Here is a 20,490-nt window from a genome sequence, read left to right on the forward strand (position 1 = left end):
AAAAAACGATAAGCACTACCCATCAGGCAGTGCTTATCCTCAAGTTTAGGCATGGACAAGTTCTGGCGCTTGCATATGAAGGGGCGGCGGAACTAACCAGCCTTTTTCTTTTAAAATGCGCAGCAATCTGAGGCCAAATTGAGCTTTTGCAACATGGTACTGACCAAACAGCATCCCGATGTCTTCCCGGATGGATTGAGCCATTATTTGACTGCAAGAAAGCAGACCGGCTGCAATGTCCCTTGACACACCGGTAGCAATTTCGGGGTCGTTGATACGAGCACCGGCAGGAATGCTCTCCAAATTAGCTACAGGGCGATCCGGTGGTGTAGGAGGTAATCCAATGCCGTTGGCTTTGAGTAATTCCTCAAGCTGTTCCACTTCTTGTTTCATGCCTCGCGTAATGTCTTCGAGGAAGCTTTTCAGGTCATGATCACCAGTATGGTTGAGCGCTGTTTGGTAACTAGCAAGCAAGCCCTTTGTCGTTGCCAAATACATCCATACTCCAAATACCTCGCCATAATGCATGGGTTCATTTTGTGGATTGCCTGATAAAATACCCATTAGTGTCCTCCCGGTACTTAGTAAAGTTTTTAGATCCATTTGGGTTCTCCTAACTTTGTGATGTAACCCAAAGATAAGGTTAGCAAAGGGGGACGGATATATCCCCTTTTCGGAAGATACATATAAAGGGTGATCAGGTGTTATTTCCCAGGTTCCTTGTTAATGCGATTGTTGTCGTAAATCCCCAAAAAGCGATGGTACACAAGTTCTGCTACACCTAAAAGGGCTACCGTAATCATTAACTCTCCAAAGCTTAGTGGCCAATCCATCCATCTGGCAACTATCCATAAATAAAAACCAGCAATTACGGCATCTGCAATTGTAGCCGTAATATTATTGGTAGCGCGCAATATCAATTGATCTCCAATCAGGTAAGCGATAACGCTCAAGCCCAGCGCCGTTAAAATAGCGGAAGTCCAGGATGTATTTGCAAACCACCATAAACAAGCGACAACAATAATGCCGTTAACAGCAGCCTTGATTAAAAATCGAGTCATTTTTTATTCTCCTTTAGAAATACTCAGTATGTAAGAGTTCCTATGTGAAACAAGCTTACTGTTTTACAAAATAAAAAGGATTATACACGCAAGGCCCAAACAAATCAGACATCACATGAAAGAGCATTGAACTGTTTTTTTTATTTTTTCCTGTAGACCCGCATTTTACCGCTGTTATAAAAATACCTTCAATTATATGATTATCACGATTACAAAATCATCATGGTACCCGGTCTGGGTGGGGGTAGGAGAGCAATGGGCTTGGCGTTTGTTTTGATCATCATCGGGATCAACATTTTGTATGTTTCGTTTTTTACGCTGCGACTACTGATGGTGATCAAGGGCTATCGGGTGTTGGCATCCCTAGTGGCGATGGTGGAAGTATTCGTGTACTTGAAAGGGTTGGAGATTGTACTGGACAACCTGGACAATCCGATCAATCTCGCAGCCTACTGTATCGGTTGGGGAATGGGTGTATTCATCGGCAGTAAGATCGAGGAGTATTTGGCCTTGGGCTATGTCACACTGCAAGTCGTTGTGGATTCCGTTGACTTGGAGGTTCCTGCGAAGCTGCGTGAACACGGCTTTGGCGTTACTTCCTGGGTAGCAGAGGGACGCGACGGACATCGTCTCATGATGCAGGTGTTGACGAAGCGCAGCAACGAGAAAAAGCTGTGGAACCTCATTCATGAGATCGCACCAAAAGCATTCGTGATCTCTTTTGAGCCGAAACATTTGAAGGGCGGCTTCTGGGTGAACCGCCTGCGGGGATAATCTCTTCTGACGAAAACAAAAAAGCAGCCAGTCCTCTTTAGCGAAAACAAAGCAAGAGAGGACTGGCTTTTCGTATTGTTATTGCTGGCTTGCTTTTGCAGCTTGTAGCAGCATTTCTTTGGAAACGGTCGGCGAATCGGTAGCTACCCGATACATAATCGGTTGTTCTCCATCTTGATCCAACCAAGACAGCTCTTGATACTGACCGGATTCGCTAAACAAGAACTGGTCGTTTTTCGTGTAATGCGCTTTTTTTCCGCTGACAGTTACTGCGTCGTATTTCGTTGTTTCTGGCGTGCTCAATTGTACATCTAACTGTTCTTTCGGGAATTTCTCTACCGTGACAAAGATGCGTTCTTTTTGCTCGTTCTCATACAGGCTCGTATACGCCTTGATAGGTGACGTTTCTTGTGGAACGACTTTCCATACGACTTTTTTACCTGTTTCCTTGCTTTCTTCTTGAAGCTCATGCAGCCACTGCTGCCCTTCTTGGCCCATCATGACACCGTAGGGGGTACCTTGTTTACCCTCAAGGAATGAAAAGCTGTTAGGAAGCTCGTGTGGCATGACATGTGAGAGAGAAGCTTCTTCACTGAGGACGGCAGTCCATGCTTTCCAATCTTTCACGACATCCGGCTTTTCTAGACCGATCATGGGGTTTTGTTGAAAGAGAGGGTGTTTCTCTTTTTCCAGCGCTGCGAAATAGACGAGGGCGGTCTCGCCTGTTGCCAGTTTGTTCTCTACGTTTGCCAATTCCAGTCGTATTTCTTTAGGCGTGATTTGCGTCAATGTAAAATCCTTTCGTGCTTGAACTTCCATACGGACAGAGCCTTCATCAATTTTGTACAACAAGCTGTGTGTGGCATAGCCAAAACCGGTGAGCAGGGCGAATGCTGCTGCAACATGTACCAGCTTTGGACGAAAGCGCATGCCTTTATGCAAACGCCATTTGCCAGCCAACTCACTTTTGGCAATTCGTTCGATTTTGCTGTCCAGTGAAGGATTAATGTGTAGCCACCCTGCTGCCTGTTCGTATTCTTGTCTCAACTTTTTCTCAATGAACATGAAAAGATGCCTCCTCACGATTGATTCGTTGCTCAAAATGCTCTCTCAACTTTTTCATCGCCAAGTGATGTCTCGATTTCACCGTTCCAAGCGGGATTTGAAGAATCGCGGCAATTTCCTCCAAGGAACAGTTTTGATAGTAACGCAGTACGACGATTTCCTTGAGCTTGAAGGATAATTTCTCTACGGCGGGAATGACATCCAGCTCATCACTGATCGCCCGCAGCTTATCCTCCATCCCTGCGACAGGTGCTTCGTAGCCTTTTTCCTTTACCCGCTCCAGCAGGCGGAATCTTCGCCAGATGCTTCGATTCCAGTTGCGAACCTGCCGCACAATCAATCCGTTGAACCATGGGATAAAGCGCTGCTCCACATCGTACCTGTCGATGCTTCGAATCAACTCTACGTACACTTCACTCATCATGTCGTCTACATCCTGTTTGTGCGGCGCCAGAAAATAGATCAGGTTGTAGGCGTACGTACGAGTTGCTCGATAAATTTCTTGAAAAGCTTCTTCCTCTCCTTGGCGCATCCGGATGAGCCAAGGCTTTACATGTTCCTCTTTCATAGGCCGGCCTCCATTCAGGTCTTACATGATATATTGGCTCTCATTTGCCTGGTAGGTTCACTTCGTTTTTTATTGTGTGTTATTAGAAAATTGTAAACAGAAAAACTTTTCTTTGTCTTTTTCAGTAGTTTTGAGTAGTTCGACATTAGTATACAAAATAAGACATAGAGCAAGGGGGATTTAAGGTTGATTAGTTTTCATCAAGTAAATAAACATTACGGAAGCTTTCATGTCCTCAAGAACATCAACCTGCATATCAACCAGGGAGAAGTCGTCGTGGTCATTGGCCCGTCAGGATCGGGTAAAAGCACGATGGTTCGCTGCATCAACAGATTGGAAACGGTTACAAGTGGAGAGCTGGTGGTAGACGGGGTGAAAGTGAACGATAAAAACACCGATATCAACAAGCTGCGTCGGGACATCGGCATGGTGTTCCAGCACTTCAATCTATACCCGCACAAGACCGTACTGCAAAACATTACGCTGGCACCAACCAAGGTACTCGGTGTATCGCAAAAGGAAGCCGAAGAAACCGCTCTCTACTATTTGGAAAAGGTAGGGATTCCGGAAAAGGCAGAAATGTTCCCAACGCAACTATCTGGCGGTCAACAGCAACGCGTAGCGATCGCACGCGGACTGGCCATGCGACCAAAAATCATGCTGTTTGACGAACCGACCTCTGCACTTGACCCCGAGACGATTGGCGAAGTGCTCGACGTCATGAAGAAGCTGGCGAAGGAAGGTATGACGATGGTGGTCGTGACGCACGAAATGGGCTTTGCCCGCGAAGTGGCAGATCGCATCGTGTTTATGGATCAGGGAACGATTCTTGAAGATTCTACACCAGAGGAGTTTTTCGCAAGTCCGCGTGAAGAACGTGCGCGTTTGTTCTTGAGTCGGATTTTGAATCACTAAAAAAGAAAACGATAGAGAAAAGGGGAATTCAGATGAAAGCAAACAAGCTTTGGAAAAAAGTAGCAGGTATGGGTCTTGTTCTTATGCTGAGCGCAACGGCGTTGGCAGGCTGTGGTGGGGGTAGTACAGCAGAAGGCGGGGCAAAAGGTACACCAGCAGCAGGTACAGGCACATTGGCAAAAATCAAAGAAAGAGACAAATTCGTAGTCGGAGTGAAGTACGACCTGAACTTGTTCGGCTTGAAAGACCCGGCAACCGGAAATGTAGAAGGCTTCGATATCGATATTGCGAAGGCAATTGCGAAGAAAGTACTCGGGGACGAAAATAAAATCGAGTTGAAGGAAGTAACCTCCAAAACGCGTATCCCGATGCTGAAAAACGGAGAAATTGACGCGATCATCGCAACGATGACCATTACAGAAGACCGTAAAAAAGAAGTAGACTTCTCTGACGTGTACTTCCTGGCAGGTCAATCTCTCTTGGTGAAAAAGGACAGCTCAATCAACGGTCTGAAAGACATGCAAAAAGGCATGAAAATCGTGACCGCAAAAGGTTCTACTTCTGCGAAAAACATCAGAGCGAGTGCTCCTGACGTAGAAGTACTGGAATTCGAAAACTACGCGGAAGCCTTCACAGCACTCAAAGCTGGTCAAGGTGACGCGCTGACAACTGATAACGCTCTCCTGTACGGCATGGCGAAGCAAGATCCGAACTACCGTGTAACAGAAGAGACCTTCACCGAAGAACCATACGGTATTGCAATCAGCAAGGGTGACGCTGAATTCGTGAAAACCGTGAACGATCTGATAAAAGAAATGAAAGAAAACGGTGAATACGACAAGATTTATGAAAAATGGATCGGAACAAAACCTAAAAAATAATGCGGTTCGACTCCATAAAGAATGAGCGGTTTACTCTGCCGCTCATTCCCTTATATTCCTAACAGAATTTTGCACACAAGGGGGATCGCATAAGAGATGATCGATTTTTCTATCTTGTTTGATCACATGGATATGTATCTCGAAGGCTTTTGGAACACCTTGCAGGCGAGCCTGCTTGCTCTCGTCGGGAGCTTTGCACTGGGGACGCTCTTTGCGATCTTTCGGATTTCTCCGATTCGACCACTCAAGTGGATCGCTACGGCTTACGTTGAGTTTGTGCGTAATATCCCGCTGATTCTCGTTGTTTTCCTCTTTTTTGTGGGCTTACCGGCAATGGGTATCGTGCTGGAGCCTTTCATTGCAGGTACGCTCGGCTTGACAGTGTATACGGCAGCATTTATCGCGGAGACAATCCGTGCAGGTATTCTGGCGATTCCAAAAGGACAGACAGAAGCTGCTCGTTCCTCAGGATTGACGTACGGACAAACGATGCGCTATATCATTTTGCCGCAAGCGATCAAGGTCGTCATCCCGCCAATGGGCAACCAGTTTATCAATCTCGTAAAAAACTCCTCGGTATTAGGCGTGATTGCAGGTCTTGACCTGATGTACTTTGGAGACCTGATCGCCGCTGATACGTTTGTTACCTTTGATGTGTACATTTTTGTAGCTGTTTTCTATCTGATTCTGACCCTTCCGTTGAGCGCGTTCGTCAGTTATTTGGAGCGACGCTTGGCTGGAAGCCGCTAAGAAGGAGGGGACATCATGGACTTTATCGGAGCCTATACGCCCAGTCATTTGACCTTCCTGCTCGAAGGGTTTTGGGTCACTTTGCAGGTCGCTTTCTTGTCAATTGTCCTCAGCTTTTCCATTGCGATTATCGTAGGTGTTTTACGTTTCGCAAAAATTCCTGGAGTTTCACAAGTCCTCGGGACAATCGTAGAACTGGTTCGCAATTTGCCGCTCTTGTTGATTATTTTCTTTACGTATTTTGCTCTCCCGGAAGTGGGAATCAAGCTGGACAAGTTTTGGGCTGCTGTTCTGGCATTGGTTATTTTTGAAGCAGCAATGTTGTCGGAAATCGTGCGAAGTGGTTTAAATTCGGTCGAAAAAGGACAGATTGAAGCTGCACGTTCTTCTGGTTTGAATTATGTCCAGACACTGTGGCATGTTGTCCTTCCACAAGCGCTCAGAAGAATGGTTCCGCCGATTGTGAGCCAATTCATTTCGCTCTTGAAGGATACGTCACTCGCCGTCGTAATCGCTTTGCCAGAGCTGATGAACCATGCGCAAATCATCAACGGACGCAATGTTAACTACGTCATCCCGACCTTCCTGATGGTGGCAGTGATGTACTTTGTCGTCAACTACGCGTTGTCAGTCGTCTCCAAGCGATTGGAAAACAAGCACGCTTAAGCGTTCTATCTTTGCAGATCTCCGATTCTTAGTAAAATAAGAATAGGAGATCTTTTTCCGTGTGAAAGGAGCAGCTATGCGAGAACGCCTTTTGATCCTGTTTATTATCATGCTGGCAACTGCTTTTTTTGGAGAGATGAAGGTAAACCCCGTAGGAGGGTCTTTTCGTTTTTCCTTGGGCATCGCTGCTTTCTTTTTCGGGTTGTTGTGGTTTTCGTCCGTACCTGTTTTGTTGACGGGATTTTTTACAGGGACGTTTATCTTTGGATTTCGTGTCGGAATGGATGTCTTTTTTGCGTACCGTCCGTACATGGAGAGTGTGGCTGCGCATCTTCCCTCCGCCTTTTACTATTTCAGCTTTACCGTCCTGTTTTATTTGCTTCGTGCTCGTAGCTTTCGGGAATTTCCTTTGTGGCTGGGACTGATAGGTGCATCCATTGATTTCGTCTCCAATGTGGTAGAGATCCAGGTACGACAGTATTTCACTGATTTTCCCCCGATCACCTGGCAAAGCTTTTTGATGCTTCTCTTCTTTGGGGTCCTGCGCAGCTTTTTTGCTGTTGGCTTGTACAACAGTTTTTCAATCAGGCAGTTGCGGGCAGTAGGTGAGGTGCGTCAGCAGGAGTTGGAGCGTCTGCGGATGATTAATACGGAGCTGTATGAAGAAGCTTTTTACTTGCGCAAATCGATGACGCATCTGGAGGAAATCACGCGCGAGAGCTACCAGCTCTACAGGCGTCTTCTCACCTCGGATCATACGGAATCCCCGACGGCCTTGTCGATAGCCGAGAATGTGCATGAGGTGAAAAAAGATTCGCAGAGGATGCTGGCGGGCATTTCCAAGCTGATTAATCAGGAGGGACTAGCACCACAGTTGCCGATCAAAGAGCTGTGTGAGTTGGTTGCACGCGCGAATCAGAAATACGCAGAGATGTTGGGAAAAGATATACGAATAGAGTGGAGCTGTAACATCAATCTGTCGACCAGCCAAATCTATGCGCTGCTCTCCGTGCTAAACAACCTGGTAGCCAATGCGGTAGAGGCGATTCCCACGTCGGGACGGATTGAGCTGAATGTGAAGCTGATTCATCGTCATCTGGTGTTCAGTGTACTTGACAGCGGTCCAGGAATCCCGCTAGAAGAGCAGGAATGGGTGTTTCAGCCCGGGTATACGACCAAATACGATGAACAGGGAAATGCATCTACCGGAATTGGGCTGACGCATGCACGTGGAATTGTTCAAAGTTTGCAAGGAAGCTTGCGTATTTTACCTGATCAGAAGCAAATGACGCACTTAGAAGTACAAATTCCGACCGACCAATTGCTCGGAAAGGAGGGAGTGTAAGCAATGATACGTTTCTTTTTAATTGAAGACGACGCTGTCGTGCGCCGCATGCTCGAACGGATTATTCAAGACAGCGGGTTGGGCGAAATTGTAGGGCAAGCTAGCGACGGCAGTCACGTATCGATTGATCAACTGTATGGGGTCGATGTCATTTTGATCGACTTGCTAATGCCCGGCCTAGATGGCATCCAAACGATCAAAAAGTTGCAGGCAGATGGCTTCACGGGCCGCTTCATCATGGTGTCACAGGTGGAAAACAAGGAAATGATCGGGGAGGCATATTTACAGGGAATTGATACCTTTATTCAGAAACCGATCAACCGCTTGGAAGTCATGGCTGTACTAAAGCGAGTATCGGATTACTTGTCGCTGGAAGCATCTCTGCAAACCATCCGCAAGTCATTGCAAATCCTGGATGTCAAAGCAAAAGAACCGCATACCAGCGGCTTGAAAAGTCAGTCTCCCGATCAGGACAACCTAGCACAAAAAGCGAGAAAACTGTTGTTACAGTTAGGGATCGCGAGTGAAGCCGGGGCTCCCGATCTGCTAATGATCATAGAATGGCTCGTACAGGATGAGCGACAAGGAGACAAGCTGCATGAATGGCAGCTCAAGGAACTGTATACACAAATTCTGTTGAAGGTGCATGCCAACCTGGATGAGCATGGAATTACCAAAGAGGTGCGTGCCATGGAACAACGGATTCGCCGGATGGTCCTTCAAGCCTTTACGCATCTTTCCTCCTTGGGATTGACCGACTATGCCAACCCTACCTTTGAACACTTTGCACCACGACTGTTTGACTTTCAAGAAATTCGTCAACGGATGCAAGAGCTGGAGGCGGGCGAAAAAACGACGAAGTGCCGGATTAGCGTGAAAAAGTTTTTATCTGTCTTTTATATGGAAGCAAAGGCGTTGTAACTGAATAGCGAACATTACATGCGAGCTGGTTCCTGTCGGAAAAGGATCAGCTCCTTTTTTTATCGTACAATCAGGTATGGAGGTGTCCGATGAAATTAATGAAGACTGGAGAAAAATGTTTGAAAAAGAGCGCGCGTATCTAATGAAGTTAATTACCGAGACCGATTATGAGATTCAGCATGTAGGGAGCACCGCTATCAATACCCTATCAGCCCGTCCAGTCATTGATATACTGATTGGCACAAAATTAAAGTGGTCAACTGAAATGATTGTAAATGATCCGTTGAAATTGGCGTAGGATAAACATGAGAAAGCCCTGTTACCGAAATAAAATGGTAACAGGGCTTTTGCCATGCCAAACAAATCTTCATTTATTACGCCTTTGCCTGATGAACAAGCTCGGAAAAGGCACCGTACAAACCAATTGCCCCGTACTGCTGCTGGTACTCCTTTATCATCCCATCACGAACGATTTTCCCATTCATCAAGAAAATCGCCCGATCCGCTACCGCATCTGCCACCTGCAACTGGTGTGTCGTAAAGAGAACGGATTGACCCGCGAGCTTTACTTCGCGCACCAGATCGACAAAGGCATCCATCCAATACGGATCGAGTCCGTTGGTCGGTTCATCGAGGACGACGAGTGCAGGCTTGGCCAATATCGCTTGGGCAAACAAGAGGCGCTGCTGCATACCTTTGGAGAACTGAGACACCCGTTTGTTTCTCACTTCATGCAGTCCCACCATTTTCAGCAGTCGATCTGCCTCTTCTGGGGTGCGATTGCGCAGGGAAGCGTAAAATTCGAGCGTTTCTTTGGCAGTAAGTCCGGCAGAAAACGTAAAGTGATCCGGCATATAACCGATTTCTTGAAGATACTCTACGCGATTATCGTTCCAGTTTAACCCGTTTAGCTGAATGGTTCCCGAAGAAGGTGGGAGAATACCGACGAGCATCCGCAGGATCGTACTTTTCCCTGCACCGTTTCCGCCGCATAGGGCGACGACCTGACCGGGTGCAATATTCATACTGAATGGGTGGACGATTGTTTTTCCATTGATTTCCTTGGTGACCTGATCGATGGCAAGTCCTAACGTATTCATCGCATTACCTTCTTTCCCATACCCGGATGGCTATGAACAAGGTCGCACTGATCCAGAGCAGACTGAGTGCGACAAAAATGAGATCACCAAGCGGAGAATCAGCCCAGTACACCCATTTGTAGTATTCAGGCCCAAAGATCGAGCCTCCGCCTAATCTGGCAACGGAAAAGATTCGTACAAACTCCGCGGGGTTGAGAAATGTTGCGAGCTGAAGCAGAGGCTTGATCCATGTATAAGGGACGAAGCTGAGCACAGAGATGAGCAAAGTAGGCCATGCCAGAATATAGAAGAACCAGACGCTGACCCCCATTGTCAAAGCTTGCCAACGGTTTTTACTGATGGCGCCAATCAGCATGGCTAGACCTAAAAATAACAGAATGAGACAGATGGAAAAGGCAAGCAGAAACAAGAGAGTCGAAAAGGCAAAGCTTTTTCCTAACAGCATGCCAGCTACACCAGACAACCCATACCCAAAGCTAACAATCGCAACTAACACGAGTGCTTGTCCCAAGTATTTCCCCACCAAGAACGAAAAGGTCGTCATGGAGTAGGTAGAGAGGAGCTGCCAGCTTCCCTCTTCTTTTTCGGCCGTCAAGGAAAAAGAGGAGAGAAGCATCGTCATCAGTGGCAGCAAGTATAAAATCAGATTCAGCATGGTACCTGTCGTATACGTATAACCCTTCATGTAGGACTGCGATTGGATGATCAAGAGTCCCAAGCTAAACAGGGAGAACAGAGCCATAAACGAGTAGGACCATGGATTGCGAAAGCCTACCTTCACTTCTCGTTTGGCAATCAGATTGATGTGCAAAGACTCCACTCCCTCTGTTAGTTATGTGTGGTTGGGGTAGTACTGTTGCTTCCATGATCGGCTGGCTTCTTGTCGTGACCGCCATTATGTTGACCTTCGGAAGACTGTCCGTCTTTGTTCATGTGCTTGCTCATGCTATTTTCCCAGCTATGATTTTTCAACTGTTCCGCACTCATGACAATGCCTTTCTTTTGTTCCTGAACGAAGCTGTCAGCAGCAGACTTCTCTTTAAAGGAATAGATGCCATATGTCATTGGTGTTTTGAAATCTTTGTCATAAGCGTAGGTAGCTTGCTCTGCTTTTGTCCATTCTGCTGTGTAGTAATCGCGGACAAATTGGACAGCTACGTTATCGGTTCCATTCTCTTTCATCCAGTTGTTCATGCAGCCGAGATCATCGAACTTCAGTGCTTTTCCATCTTTTAAGACGATTTCAGTAGCATTGTGATCGTTAGGGACATGCATCTTGCACAGGTCGCATTTGTCTACACCTTCCGCGATATCTACTGGTTTCGGCTCTTCGCTTCCGCAGCCGACCATAAGCAGGCTAATGCCGATAATTGCTCCGATTGATGTGCACCATTTTTTCATTTTGTTCATGATTTTCTCACTCCTATATAAATGATTGAACAGCTTCCTATTAACAAGATAAGTCCAAGAATGCCTGCACCCCAACCGCTCGTTTGCCCGGATTCAAGTAGCACGGTGTCCGAGGGTTGCATTAAAGGAGATGCGTCCTTGATTGCTGAACCGGCCCCACTTGTAAACAAGCCTTCCAGAAACACGAATCCCGGGGCTTGGAAAAACAGTTGGTAGGCAGGAACCGCATCGGTTAATCCCAGGTAAAAAGGATTCATCTCGTACGGCAAATCACTGCGGGAATCCCCGTTCACATCGAGTCCTTGCAAATTGTCCCAGTAGTTTTTGTTTAAGTTATTGTTCTGACTATCCTGGGCTTGCGCTTGGATGACGTTGGAGACAAATTGGTTATCGGTCAATACGTTGTCAGAAGAGGACAAAAACTGCATGCCGATAAAGTTGAGACTGAGTAAATTGTTTTTGACCGTAATGCCGGATGATTGCTCTAAATACAGTCCAACGCGGTTCCCCTCAATCGTGTTGTTTGCAATCAACGTATCCTGAACGGTAATGAGAAGAATTCCTTGCGAACCAGGATTTTTTTGCTGTTTCAAAAATTGATTCCCGGTAACCGTCAATTTGCGCGACTCCATAAGCTGGGAGCCTGTCACATTTTCCGTTCCAATGTTGTTGATGACCGTCGTATCAGAGGTGCCCATGAAATGATAGCCGTACCGCGAGCTCGTCACCAGATTTTGTTCCAGATGGTTTCGATCGCTATTTTCGACGTAAAAGCCATCTTCGACATTCGTTACTTGGTTTTTAATGAAACGGTTATGATCCGATTCACGCACGTCAATTCCGTTTCCTCGTTTCGCTTTTTCCGTTTGCTTTGGCTTTACTTCAGGCTGTGCTCCGTGATTATGTCCAGAACTGGTCGTTGGGCTGCCATCGCCTTTGATTTTTCCGATGACTTGAACGTTGTGCAGCGTGTTGTAGTCTGCTTGCCGTAATTGAATACCGATCCCTTTCGTTTCAACGATGACATTCTCCAGGAAGTTTTGGTCGCCACGGATGACAAGAGCGGCTACGTCACTGTTGATTCGCTTGTCCACGATATGGATTCCTTGCACGCTCACATTGTCGCTTTCAATCGTGAGCGTTGCCTCTTCCTCGGTCGGATTGATGATCTTCACTGGATCATTGGCTACCAATTGAATCGGCTTGGTAATACGGATAGGACCTTTGTACAAACCATACGGGATGGTAACGGTATCGTTTGGGCGTGCTTGATCAATCATCGCCTGCAAGGAGTCAGAATCCGCAGGCGTCGCCTTGGCTGTGATAGGCAACTGTAGAGCAACGATACAAATGACGGAGACGAAAAGTAGCGGGAGAGATAATTTTCGATTGTTCCATCGTAATGACAGGGTGCATCCTCCCCTATTCCACTAGAGAGCTCTCTTGTTTATTGCCGGATAATCGGCTGCTAGCTACATTTAGGATAACAGCCTCTTTTCATTTTCGTATGACTCAACCGGGCTATAAAACGTGTCAAAAAACGCAACGATTTTTAAAAAATGGAAGGATGCGAGAGGCTTACGTCTGAGGTGGCATTGTGCAATCAAAGCGGTCATACTAAATGGTGGCGAAGGTCGAGACGAAAAGGAGAGACAATAAATGGATACAAACATAGAGAAGGCACTGCGCACGACGCTGGAATATTGGGAGCGGATGAAAAAGAGCCACGAGGACGACGCGGAGGACGATGCGAATCAGTTTGAGGCTTCGTTTTACCGCATGATGGAGCAAATACGCGAGTGGTACGATCAACTGGAGACGAAGCCTGGTACGTTAGAGGATGCACTGCTTCTTCCGGACATGGCAGAGGTTGCAGAACAACTGCCTGTAGAGATCATGCTGAATTTTGAAACGGAGCTGGAATTGATCGTAGATGGGCAAATACGGGAGGATGATGAGAAATACGATTAAAAACAGAGAACTTGTTGCATCCTATCCTTGACATGATTTACTAGAATATTGTGTTTGGGGAGGGTAAGCACAAGTGGTACCTACTCTGTTATGCGTCATTATCATCATCCTTCTTCTGCCACCCATTGTATTTTTTAGTTATATGTACGCCCTGTCTAAACAGCCGAAGCATTCCATTATTCGTTCCCATCCTTTTTTGGGGTGGATGCGTTATTTGCTGGAAAAGCTCGGGCCTGAGTTTCGCCAGTATTGGTTTGAGTCGGATACAGAAGGGAAACCGTTCTCCCGTTCTGACTTTGTCGGTATGGTTTATGCGGCCAAATACAGGACTGACCTGATTTCGTTTGGTGGAAAACGCGATTACGAGAAGCCCGGCTTCTATTTGTCCAATGCGATGTTCCCGAGGCTGACGAGTGAGCTGCGGGTAGATAACGAGAAAGTCGTCCCTGGAAAAAAGTATGAGATTACCCATGAGGGGCTGTTTACAAGAAGAGAAAAGTTAATCGAGGAACAAGAGGTTAAGCCATGGATGCTGCATGACGAGGATGTCATTGTCGTGGGCGAAAACAGAAGGCAGCCCTGGCGGCTAAAAGGGATGTTCGGAGCTTCTGCTACCTCCTTTGGAGCAGTGGGAGAAAACTATATCATGTCCACGGGGTATGGGGCACGTATGGCAGGTGGCTCTTGGATCAATACAGGAGAGGGTGGCGTTGCAGAAGTTCACGTCTCAACAGGCGTAGATATTATTTCGCAAATTGGGCCGGGGATGTTTGGCTTCCGTGATGACAGTGGCAAGTTTTCGATCGAAGAATACAAGAAAAAGGCAAGCATCCCGAACATCAAAGCGTTCGAGCTGAAGTTTCATCAAGGGGCAAAAATACGCGGTGGGCACCTCGAGGGCTCCAAGGTCACGGAAAAAGTCGCGGCAGCAAGGCTGGTACCTGTGGGACAAACTGTCAATTCACCGAACCGCTTCGAATTCCTCACCAATCCGGATGAAGCCTTGCGTTTCATAGGCAGTTTGCAGGAGGCGGGAGGCAAGCCGGTTGGAGTAAAAATCGTCGTCGGCGATCCAGAGCGGTTGGAGCATTTTTTTGAGAAAATGCTGGAGTTGTCCATTTACCCAGATTTCATTACGGTTGACGGCTCTGAGGGCGGTTCAGGAGCAATGTTCAAGGCTATGGCAGATGGCATGGGCTTGCCTCTTTTCGCCGCGCTCATCATCCTCGATGATACGATGCGGAAATTCGGGGTACGGGACCGCATCAGGATTTTTGCTTCCGGCAAACTCGTTACCCCTGACAAAGTAGCCATCGCCATGGCATTGGGAGCGGATTGCGTCAACTCCGCGCGCGGCTTCATGATTGCAACTGGTTGTATCATGGCGATGCAATGCCATACGGGTAAATGTCCGACAGGAGTCACTACGACGGATTCCAAATACCAGGAGGCGTTGGTTCCGGCAGAAAAGCAGTGGCGTGTCATGAACTATATTTTGCAGTTGAGGGAAGGCTTGTTCTCGCTGGCGGCAGCATGTGGCTTGGAGAGTCCAACAGAGCTTCGGAGAGAGCATGTCGTGTTTACCAACGAAAGCGGGGAGACCGTGCGTGTGGTTGACTTGTTTCCGTACCCGGTCGCATCCAGATAAGTATTTACAAAGAAGATAAATAATGGTAAGGTGAATAAATCAGGCTATCGTACACCTTCCTTCTAACCTAACTTGAGATTAGGGGTACTGCTTTCCTGATTTTTTTATGCCTATTAAAAAATGAAAAAGGCCGTATGATCCTGTGCAAGCGATCATGCGGCCTTTGTTTATGTTTATCGATTAGGATATCGTGTTTTGCCCAGGCTTCCAGTCCATTGGGCACAAACCGCCTGATTGCAAAGCTTCGATCACACGGAGTGTCTCATCTACGCTTCTGCCCACCTTGGAGTTGGAGATGACCGCATATTGCAGGATGCCTTCCGGATCGATGATGAAGCTGCCGCGTAGCGGAGCTTTGGTTGCTTCGTCCAGCACACCGTATGCAAGGGTCGCTTCTTTGCTGTAATCGGCAGCGAGCGGGAACGAGAGTGGACCGATGCCTTCACTCGATCTCATCCAAGCTTTGTGTGTATGTATGCTGTCGCCGCTGATGCCAAGCACCTCGACATTCAAATCCGCGAACTCCTTGATCCGGCGGTTGAGGCTAAGGATTTCCGTCGGGCATACTTTCGAAAAGTCAAACGGGTAAAAGAACAAAAGAAGCCATTTTCCACGATAGTCTACCAAGCTCTTTGGCAGGGGAAATCCGTTGTCAAACGTAACGGTGTCCATCGTAAAATCAGGTGCAGGAAGTCCAATACGTGCTGTCATAAATCGATCTCCTCGTTTCTGATACCGTATGTCAGGTACTGGTAACAAAGTATCACGAATGATAAGGAGAATCAATTAGTTCGGAATATCAGAAGTATTGTGGAGCTTTTTTGCAACGTTCTTTTGTAGAAGGAAGAAAACGATTGGAATGAAGGCGACCAAGAAACAACAGGCGGCGAGAATCGGAAATACGGATATTTCCAAAACAGCACGACCGAGATAGGTTTGCCAGCCGATTGCTGCTAAACCGAGCAAGTAGGCGATACCTGTGAGATGGATGAATCCAGTCCGAGCAGTGGACACGTGGTGTTTACGTTCCGTTAACCAAGCGACAAAAGGCACTGCTTGCAGAGCATGAAAACCAATACCATGGAGCCAAATGATATTCCCTTCCTGGCCGACCACTCTACCGTTGTTGAATGATATCCAGAGGCCTGCCGCAAACGATAGCATAATCGCAATCATTGCATAGCGGATGCCAACGGCCAGCTCTGGGTGTAGTGAATAAGCTTTTCTGCGGAAAAACTGAATGGCAATGAATACATAAAAGAGGACCAAGAGAAGAGCCACAAACGTAAAAATGGAACCGACAGCGACGTCGAAGGGTGTGCCATTTTTGACGAACCTCGGGTCCACGCCACGAAAGTTTTGTACGGTTTCTGCTCCGTAAGAATAGAAAGCAAGCAAGATATAAGACCAGCGAAAGAAAGCTTTACTTCGCGTGCCCAGAGCAGATAACGGCATAATTGCGGCTGTCGACAATAAAAATATTCCGAGTGCGGCATTAAAGGAGAACGCTTTCGAGACATCGCCATTAGGAGCGACGGGTCCTCCATACAGCATGACCCAGATTGCGCATATGGCAGCGAGTAAGAAGCCAAGCAAGCCGGTATACACTAACCATTTCTCCCCTTGAAAGAAAGGGGGTGCTGGATGACTTTTCATAACAGATTGATTCATGAATCGAGTTCTCCCTCCAGTTAAGTTTTGGTAATCTGCTACTCACTTTACAGGGATGAAGAATGCAGAATAACGGGCAGCGGAATGAAATCGAGTTAGGTCCGGGGACGGATTTATAGCTCGTTCCTGAGGGAAAGCTTTACCATCAGGAAAAATTGAAGTAAACTGTATAAAAATTACAAAAAGGAATAAAAAATCAGGCTATCGTACACCTTCCTTCTGAGCTAAAGGTTTGGTTCACCATTAGGGGTACTGCTTTCCTGATTTTTTCGTGATGCCAATGAAAAATCAAATCTACCTTCGCCGGAAAAATAAAATCATCGTACATCAGGGGCAGCATGAACTGCCTACCTCTTATTTAGCTGCGGCTTTGCGTAATATAGAGAGCTTGGGCTATACCTTTTCACTGGAATTGCTAGAAAGAATTCGGACGCTGTCGGAAGGAGAGTTTTTTGCGCTCTATTCGGACGTGGTAGCAGTACTCAAGGTAAAGATCGGGGCATCCCGCCAATACAAGCCGATGTATCCGAATTTTCCTAAGCAAGTCATGGATGCTAGCGAGGGTGAGCTGTTTGTAAATGCGATCATTCATTATTTGACATTGGACCTTCCTGTGCACGAAGTGAAAAAACGTTTGCCATTGCTGAGAGAATCTCGCCTGAAGCTGATTCATCTGGGCACAGACGAAGAGCTACTACAGATAGGAATGAACTTGCTGCGCTCCAATAGCTCGCTTTCTGTTACTGACAGGGAAGACTTGGAGGGCTTGATTCAGGCCTATGAAGACATCGCAGAAGCTCTGCCTGCGGAGATTCCCCAGAAGGAAAACGTGGCGATCGCTGCTAGCTTGTTGCTCAAGTATGACAAGCTTCCTGCTACTTTTTTTGCCCACTTTTGCAAGACTGCGACAGATGTATTGCGACTGGCGGTGGCGATGTCTGACGGGGATGTGAGCTTGGCAGAGCCTGCGAAATTTCGCAAGTTCAAACGCGGGGAGAGGAGGCTGCTCCTCAGCCTGCTGGAAGCCAGCTCGAATATTGTAGAAGACATGAATCGTTACAAAAACAGATGGATTCGTCTCGGGGAAATCTTGCATCCGTTTGAATATAAGGATCGTTATCCGAAAGCGGCAGAAGCATTCGATATTTTGCGCAACAATCACAAGGTCGAGACGTTCAATAGCCAAGTAGAGCAGGCGCTGGTCCGTGCGGACGTGAATGCGGCGATTAAGCTGCTCGAACAACGTCCAGGGGAATTTGCCCGTCGTCTGGATCATTTGTTGCGTTTGACGGAGCAGGGGAATCCAGTCCTTTCTGCCTTCGAGAAAATTGCGGATGGTGTATCGACTCCCGTTCTTTTGCAAGTTATGAATCACTTTGACAAACGGGATAGCTATGGGGAATGGCGGACCTTTTTTCCGAAAGGGCAAGTGGCGAAAGTACAGGCAATCGAAAACCGTGTGCCAGGGCTGCAAGAGGACATTAGGCAGAAGGCAGCGGATATTTGCCGGACATCATTGTTGAACCGTTTTGCCCAATTACCGTCGCTAGGTAACGTCTATATCGACCCGCGGCTGCAGGAGCATCTCGTTCCGTTTTCGATGCGATCCGCCAGCAAAGCACTACGCACGATTGCACGCGGCTCCCGGCTATCGATCCCGGATGGAGGAACGATTCGCTTTTTCCTGTGGTGGAGGGAAGGGATCGTCAACGATGTCCCTACAGGCAGAGTCGATATCGATTTGTCTGCCGTGCTATATAATGAAGACTGGAAATACATGGAGCATATTTCCTATACCAATCTGCGTTCCGACAAGTATCAAGCGTGCCATAGCGGGGATATTGTGGAGGCTCCCAAAGGCGCGTGCGAATTCATTGACATCGATATGGATTCTGTCATCCGCTATGGCGGTCGATATGTCGTCATGAACCTGTATTCGTTTACGAGTCAGCCTTATTGCGATTTGCCTGAATGCTTCGCAGGCTGGATGATTCGTTCGGCGCCACAGACAGGAGAAATTTTCGAGCCGCAGACAGTACAGGACAAGATTGATCTCGCCGCAAACACGCGGATTTGTATCCCGGTCATTCTGGATCTCGTGGAGAGAAAAGTGATTTGGACGGATATCGCCCTGAATTCCGATCCGCGGTTTGCCAACAATGTGGAATCCAATGCCGGAGGGGTGGAGCTGATGGGAAAAGCGCTCACCTCGTTGGTGAAGCCTACCCTGCATGAGTTGTTCATGCTTCATGCAGAGGCGAGAGGAACGTTGACTGATCAAGCAGAAGAGGCAGACACGGTATTTTCCTTGGAGAAAGGAATTACACCGTTTGATACGGAGATCATCATGGCGGATTTTATGCAGTGATGGTTTCATAAAGGAATAAGCAAGACCGTCAGGCAGTGTATGCTGACGGTCTTTTCATTTCTTACATCGACAAAACTCCGCCATAGATCGGCTCCTGCTGCGTTTTTTGTCCCCAAGTGCGCGTACCATACTCGAAATGCCACCACTCCTGCGGATAGTTGACGAATCCGGCGGTGGTCATCAAATGATAGAGCAGTCGGCGATTGTTTCGAATCTCGATGTCTTTTTGGGTAGGCTGTACGAGTTCTTCATAATGGCGAGTCTCAGCCCTTTCACTGAAATCATCGAAGGCTGTCCCCATCTCCAGCCAGCCATCAGGTCCTGCGATAGTCAGATCGACTGCGCCACCGGATAGGTGAGGGGACGGTTTGGAGAGGTCTGTTGTTGGATAAGCGACGAATTTGCTCAATTCTTCCGTGAGGGCAGGTCCTTCCTGCCAGCCTTGTAAAAGCAAGGCTTCACGAAAACGTTCATACAATGATGCCTGTACCTCGAATGAGCGCCAGCCGTCCAACACGACGAGCTTGTAACCAACTGGCAGTTGCGCGGCTGCCGTGGCGAGCTTGCGTGCTGCCCCTTCTCGCAAAAAGGCTTCTGGCTGCGTTCCGGCATAGCCCTCGTGGTAGTAAGCTGGATAGACTGTGATTTGTTCACAAAGGGATGAGAGTCGGATCATTGGTTCGCCGCATTCCTTAATCGGCTGTGGGCTGGGCAGGACCATGTCTGGTATTTTTGGAATCGGAGGAATTAGCATGACTGCACACCACTTTCGATTGTTTTGCCAATAGGGTAACGAAAATTTTCAAGTAAGTAAACGGTGTTTATCTTCAATTTTCTGCCAATGACACCTGCATGAATCAGCAGCTTTTGCTTGAATCCTCGGTAGCTTTTGCTATTATTAAAGCAAGTGCTTGTCAACGAAACGAATGACATTTACATATGAAAGAGAAACAGGTCCTTGTTTTTGCGAAACCGATTCGCAGGAGCAAGGTTAAAAGGGAAGTTTGGTGAAAAGCCAACGCGGTCCCGCCACTGTAAGAGAGTAGCTGTTCTTCAAGGCACCATGCCATCCACTGCCCATCCGGGAGCGGGAAGGAGAAGAAGAGCGATGATCCTCGAGCCAGGAGACCTGCCTGTTTTATGTTTACACTGATTTCCTTCGGGTCAAAGGAAGAGGTGAGGATTGTTGCTTCTCAACTATCCGCGCTTTGTTTTTCCTTACGTACTGGGGGAAACAGAGCGCTTTTTTTCTGTGAAAAACGTCTCGACGTTTTTCATAAAAGTGGATGCGACCGCTTGCGGTCAACAAAACGGTCATGACCGTTTTGTTGCTTCAGAAAGTATGGATGGAACAGCGGAGTAAAATACGTTACTTC

General features: G+C 47.3%; 23 protein-coding genes and 1 riboswitch. Of the genes, 12 read left to right on the forward strand and 11 right to left on the reverse strand.

What is annotated here, in order from left to right:
• Window positions 1-45: 45 nt before the first annotated feature.
• Complete coding sequence (locus tag ASG16_RS14030) at window positions 46-564, reverse strand: DUF3231 family protein (protein ID WP_056497075.1); 519 nt, start codon at window positions 562-564, stop codon at window positions 46-48.
• A gap of 140 nt (window positions 565-704) precedes the next feature.
• Window positions 705-1,061, reverse strand: coding sequence for a DUF2512 family protein (locus ASG16_RS14035; protein WP_048031567.1), 357 nt, complete (start codon window positions 1,059-1,061; stop codon window positions 705-707).
• Between the two features lie 255 nt (window positions 1,062-1,316).
• Here ASG16_RS14035 and ASG16_RS14040 point away from each other — a divergent pair, with 255 nt between their 5' ends.
• A complete protein-coding gene (locus tag ASG16_RS14040; RefSeq protein ID WP_048031568.1) occupies window positions 1,317-1,835 on the forward strand; it encodes a DUF2179 domain-containing protein in 519 nt (172 codons plus the stop codon).
• A gap of 78 nt (window positions 1,836-1,913) precedes the next feature.
• Here the strand turns inward: ASG16_RS14040 and ASG16_RS14045 are convergent, their stop codons facing one another.
• A complete protein-coding gene (locus ASG16_RS14045) occupies window positions 1,914-2,900 on the reverse strand; it encodes a histone H3 family protein (RefSeq protein ID WP_056497072.1) in 987 nt (328 codons plus the stop codon).
• Window positions 2,890-3,468, reverse strand: a complete 579-nt coding sequence (locus ASG16_RS14050) for a sigma-70 family RNA polymerase sigma factor (protein ID WP_056497069.1) — start codon at window positions 3,466-3,468, stop codon at window positions 2,890-2,892. The genes ASG16_RS14045 and ASG16_RS14050 overlap by 11 nt, the downstream gene beginning before the upstream one ends.
• A 186-nt stretch (window positions 3,469-3,654) precedes the next feature.
• Between ASG16_RS14050 and ASG16_RS14055 the strand changes: the two genes are divergently transcribed.
• The 7 genes from ASG16_RS14055 to ASG16_RS14085 all read left to right on the forward strand — a co-directional run bounded on the left by ASG16_RS14055 (window position 3,655) and on the right by ASG16_RS14085 (window position 9,244).
• Window positions 3,655-4,383, forward strand: a complete 729-nt coding sequence (locus ASG16_RS14055; RefSeq protein ID WP_007715956.1) for an amino acid ABC transporter ATP-binding protein — start codon at window positions 3,655-3,657, stop codon at window positions 4,381-4,383.
• 32 nt (window positions 4,384-4,415) lie between these two features.
• Complete coding sequence (locus ASG16_RS14060; protein WP_056497067.1) at window positions 4,416-5,264, forward strand: transporter substrate-binding domain-containing protein; 849 nt, start codon at window positions 4,416-4,418, stop codon at window positions 5,262-5,264.
• Window positions 5,265-5,360: 96 nt separating this feature from the next.
• Entirely contained in the window at window positions 5,361-6,014 is a 654-nt protein-coding gene (locus ASG16_RS14065; RefSeq protein WP_048031573.1) for an amino acid ABC transporter permease, read from the forward strand.
• Window positions 6,015-6,029: 15 nt separating this feature from the next.
• On the forward strand, window positions 6,030-6,680 hold the full coding sequence (locus ASG16_RS14070; protein WP_056497065.1) for an amino acid ABC transporter permease: 651 nt from the start codon (window positions 6,030-6,032) through the stop codon (window positions 6,678-6,680).
• A 76-nt stretch (window positions 6,681-6,756) separates the two neighbouring features.
• Window positions 6,757-8,025, forward strand: coding sequence for a sensor histidine kinase (locus ASG16_RS14075; protein WP_056497413.1), 1,269 nt, complete (start codon window positions 6,757-6,759; stop codon window positions 8,023-8,025).
• Window positions 8,026-8,028: 3 nt separating this feature from the next.
• Window positions 8,029-8,946 carry a response regulator gene (locus ASG16_RS14080; RefSeq protein ID WP_056497063.1) on the forward strand — a complete coding sequence of 306 codons (918 nt, stop codon included), beginning with the start codon at window positions 8,029-8,031 and terminating at the stop codon, window positions 8,944-8,946.
• Between the two features lie 76 nt (window positions 8,947-9,022).
• Window positions 9,023-9,244, forward strand: a complete 222-nt coding sequence (locus ASG16_RS14085) for a GrpB family protein (RefSeq protein ID WP_082517329.1) — start codon at window positions 9,023-9,025, stop codon at window positions 9,242-9,244.
• Window positions 9,245-9,320: 76 nt separating this feature from the next.
• On the opposite strand, the gene ASG16_RS14090 is transcribed toward ASG16_RS14085, so the two are convergent.
• From ASG16_RS14090 to ASG16_RS14105, 4 genes are read right to left on the reverse strand one after another with little or no spacing between them, the layout of a single operon-like run.
• Window positions 9,321-10,046 (reverse strand): ABC transporter ATP-binding protein, encoded by a 726-nt coding sequence (locus tag ASG16_RS14090; RefSeq protein WP_056497057.1) that lies wholly within the window; start codon window positions 10,044-10,046, stop codon window positions 9,321-9,323.
• Between the two features lie 4 nt (window positions 10,047-10,050).
• Window positions 10,051-10,857 carry an ABC transporter permease gene (locus tag ASG16_RS14095; RefSeq protein WP_056497054.1) on the reverse strand — a complete coding sequence of 269 codons (807 nt, stop codon included), beginning with the start codon at window positions 10,855-10,857 and terminating at the stop codon, window positions 10,051-10,053.
• Between the two features lie 17 nt (window positions 10,858-10,874).
• The gene (locus tag ASG16_RS14100; RefSeq protein ID WP_056497049.1) at window positions 10,875-11,456 is read right to left on the reverse strand and encodes a nitrous oxide reductase accessory protein NosL; all 582 of its coding nucleotides are present in this window, start codon (window positions 11,454-11,456) and stop codon (window positions 10,875-10,877) included.
• Window positions 11,453-12,745: a right-handed parallel beta-helix repeat-containing protein gene (locus tag ASG16_RS14105; protein WP_056497409.1), complete on the reverse strand. Its 1,293-nt coding sequence runs from the start codon at window positions 12,743-12,745 to the stop codon at window positions 11,453-11,455. Before ASG16_RS14105 ends, ASG16_RS14100 begins: the two co-directional genes overlap by 4 nt.
• A gap of 370 nt (window positions 12,746-13,115) precedes the next feature.
• Here ASG16_RS14105 and ASG16_RS14110 point away from each other — a divergent pair, with 370 nt between their 5' ends.
• Window positions 13,116-13,427, forward strand: coding sequence for a hypothetical protein (locus ASG16_RS14110; RefSeq protein WP_056497044.1), 312 nt, complete (start codon window positions 13,116-13,118; stop codon window positions 13,425-13,427).
• Between the two features lie 73 nt (window positions 13,428-13,500).
• Window positions 13,501-15,075, forward strand: a complete 1,575-nt coding sequence (locus tag ASG16_RS14115; RefSeq protein ID WP_056497043.1) for an FMN-binding glutamate synthase family protein — start codon at window positions 13,501-13,503, stop codon at window positions 15,073-15,075.
• Between the two features lie 180 nt (window positions 15,076-15,255).
• On the opposite strand, the gene ASG16_RS14120 is transcribed toward ASG16_RS14115, so the two are convergent.
• Together ASG16_RS14120 and ASG16_RS14125 are read right to left on the reverse strand one after the other, a co-directional pair.
• The gene (locus ASG16_RS14120) at window positions 15,256-15,786 is read right to left on the reverse strand and encodes a peroxiredoxin (protein ID WP_056497040.1); all 531 of its coding nucleotides are present in this window, start codon (window positions 15,784-15,786) and stop codon (window positions 15,256-15,258) included.
• Window positions 15,787-15,861: 75 nt separating this feature from the next.
• Complete coding sequence (locus ASG16_RS14125; RefSeq protein ID WP_056497038.1) at window positions 15,862-16,746, reverse strand: hypothetical protein; 885 nt, start codon at window positions 16,744-16,746, stop codon at window positions 15,862-15,864.
• Between the two features lie 280 nt (window positions 16,747-17,026).
• Here ASG16_RS14125 and ASG16_RS14130 point away from each other — a divergent pair, with 280 nt between their 5' ends.
• The gene (locus tag ASG16_RS14130) at window positions 17,027-19,114 is read left to right on the forward strand and encodes a TerD family protein (RefSeq protein WP_082517328.1); all 2,088 of its coding nucleotides are present in this window, start codon (window positions 17,027-17,029) and stop codon (window positions 19,112-19,114) included.
• 61 nt (window positions 19,115-19,175) lie between these two features.
• Here ASG16_RS14130 and ASG16_RS14135 read toward each other — a convergent pair whose 3' ends face one another.
• A complete protein-coding gene (locus ASG16_RS14135) occupies window positions 19,176-19,868 on the reverse strand; it encodes a M15 family metallopeptidase (RefSeq protein WP_056497032.1) in 693 nt (230 codons plus the stop codon).
• Between the two features lie 181 nt (window positions 19,869-20,049).
• Window positions 20,050-20,265: riboswitch (cobalamin riboswitch) on the forward strand.
• Window positions 20,266-20,300: 35 nt separating this feature from the next.
• Here ASG16_RS14135 and ASG16_RS14140 point away from each other — a divergent pair.
• Complete coding sequence (locus ASG16_RS14140) at window positions 20,301-20,477, forward strand: hypothetical protein (RefSeq protein WP_241970758.1); 177 nt, start codon at window positions 20,301-20,303, stop codon at window positions 20,475-20,477.
• Window positions 20,478-20,490 lie beyond the last annotated feature (13 nt).

It is taken from the genome of Brevibacillus sp. Leaf182 (genome assembly GCF_001423865.2).
Taxonomy (GTDB): domain Bacteria; phylum Bacillota; class Bacilli; order Brevibacillales; family Brevibacillaceae; genus Brevibacillus; species Brevibacillus brevis_C.

What these genes read in the sequence shown, in the direction of transcription:
- ASG16_RS14030 (WP_056497075.1), bottom strand. Translation starts at nt 564, where the DNA reads ATGGGTATTTTATCAGGCAATCCACAAAATGAACCCATGCATTATGGC.
- ASG16_RS14035 (WP_048031567.1), bottom strand. Translation starts at nt 1,061, where the DNA reads ATGACTCGATTTTTAATCAAGGCTGCTGTTAACGGCATTATTGTTGTC.
- ASG16_RS14040 (WP_048031568.1), top strand. Translation starts at nt 1,317, where the DNA reads ATGGGCTTGGCGTTTGTTTTGATCATCATCGGGATCAACATTTTGTAT.
- ASG16_RS14045 (WP_056497072.1), bottom strand. Translation starts at nt 2,900, where the DNA reads ATGTTCATTGAGAAAAAGTTGAGACAAGAATACGAACAGGCAGCAGGG.
- ASG16_RS14050 (WP_056497069.1), bottom strand. Translation starts at nt 3,468, where the DNA reads ATGAAAGAGGAACATGTAAAGCCTTGGCTCATCCGGATGCGCCAAGGA.
- ASG16_RS14060 (WP_056497067.1), top strand. Translation starts at nt 4,416, where the DNA reads ATGAAAGCAAACAAGCTTTGGAAAAAAGTAGCAGGTATGGGTCTTGTT.
- ASG16_RS14065 (WP_048031573.1), top strand. Translation starts at nt 5,361, where the DNA reads ATGATCGATTTTTCTATCTTGTTTGATCACATGGATATGTATCTCGAA.
- ASG16_RS14070 (WP_056497065.1), top strand. Translation starts at nt 6,030, where the DNA reads ATGGACTTTATCGGAGCCTATACGCCCAGTCATTTGACCTTCCTGCTC.
- ASG16_RS14075 (WP_056497413.1), top strand. Translation starts at nt 6,757, where the DNA reads ATGCGAGAACGCCTTTTGATCCTGTTTATTATCATGCTGGCAACTGCT.
- ASG16_RS14080 (WP_056497063.1), top strand. Translation starts at nt 8,029, where the DNA reads ATGATACGTTTCTTTTTAATTGAAGACGACGCTGTCGTGCGCCGCATG.
- ASG16_RS14085 (WP_082517329.1), top strand. Translation starts at nt 9,023, where the DNA reads ATGGAGGTGTCCGATGAAATTAATGAAGACTGGAGAAAAATGTTTGAA.
- ASG16_RS14090 (WP_056497057.1), bottom strand. Translation starts at nt 10,046, where the DNA reads ATGAATACGTTAGGACTTGCCATCGATCAGGTCACCAAGGAAATCAAT.
- ASG16_RS14100 (WP_056497049.1), bottom strand. Translation starts at nt 11,456, where the DNA reads ATGAACAAAATGAAAAAATGGTGCACATCAATCGGAGCAATTATCGGC.
- ASG16_RS14110 (WP_056497044.1), top strand. Translation starts at nt 13,116, where the DNA reads ATGGATACAAACATAGAGAAGGCACTGCGCACGACGCTGGAATATTGG.
- ASG16_RS14120 (WP_056497040.1), bottom strand. Translation starts at nt 15,786, where the DNA reads ATGACAGCACGTATTGGACTTCCTGCACCTGATTTTACGATGGACACC.
- ASG16_RS14125 (WP_056497038.1), bottom strand. Translation starts at nt 16,746, where the DNA reads ATGAATCAATCTGTTATGAAAAGTCATCCAGCACCCCCTTTCTTTCAA.
- ASG16_RS14130 (WP_082517328.1), top strand. Translation starts at nt 17,027, where the DNA reads ATGAAAAATCAAATCTACCTTCGCCGGAAAAATAAAATCATCGTACAT.
- ASG16_RS14135 (WP_056497032.1), bottom strand. Translation starts at nt 19,868, where the DNA reads ATGCTAATTCCTCCGATTCCAAAAATACCAGACATGGTCCTGCCCAGC.